1 protein-coding gene is annotated in these 505 nt (G+C 30.9%); it reads left to right on the top strand.

What is annotated here, in order from left to right; translation table 11 throughout:
* Window positions 1-189: 189 nt before the first annotated feature.
* A partial coding sequence (locus tag ACSMFO_RS40265; protein WP_436462558.1) for a hypothetical protein occupies window positions 190-505 on the top strand: 316 nt, incomplete at its 3' end.

The following is a 505-nucleotide window of genomic DNA, read 5'->3' as shown; positions in this document are numbered from 1 at the left end:
TACTGATTGGAGCTCAGTAGTTTTTTTATTGTATAAGTCATATCACTGGATTTTAGCTTTGAAAATTTTTATTTTATCACTGTTAGTGGATAAGCATACAGGCAAATTAGCCGTAGTTTCATAGCTTATATTAACGATATAAAAGGAAGTGCATCAATTGAATAATAGAAAGTCTAAAAAAAAACAAATATGGTTTCTTGGACTAATCAAATATTAAAAATTAGACCCGATCAACAGTACCAAAATAACCTTCAAGTTAATGTTTATGGTATCTTTACCGCAGGCTCTAAGCCTAGTGATTTCAATGGAAGGCAAAAAAGATTTAATCGAGACATCAATTTGGCAAATCAGATATGGAATGGCGGAGGAATGTGTAATATAAATTTTATTCCACAACCTGTATTTGAAATGAAAACAATAATAGACGCGACCAATTTAGGTTTTCAAGCAGCAATGGAAGGTCCTGTTAAAGGTTTAATTAAGAAAATTAAACATAAGATTGGCA

Source organism: Amycolatopsis sp. w19 (assembly GCF_051373225.1).
In the GTDB taxonomy this organism is placed as follows: Bacteria; Actinomycetota; Actinomycetes; order Mycobacteriales; family Pseudonocardiaceae; genus Amycolatopsis; species Amycolatopsis japonica.
Note: the sequence above shows the minus strand (reverse complement) of the source record. Positions and strands in the feature narration are given on the sequence as shown.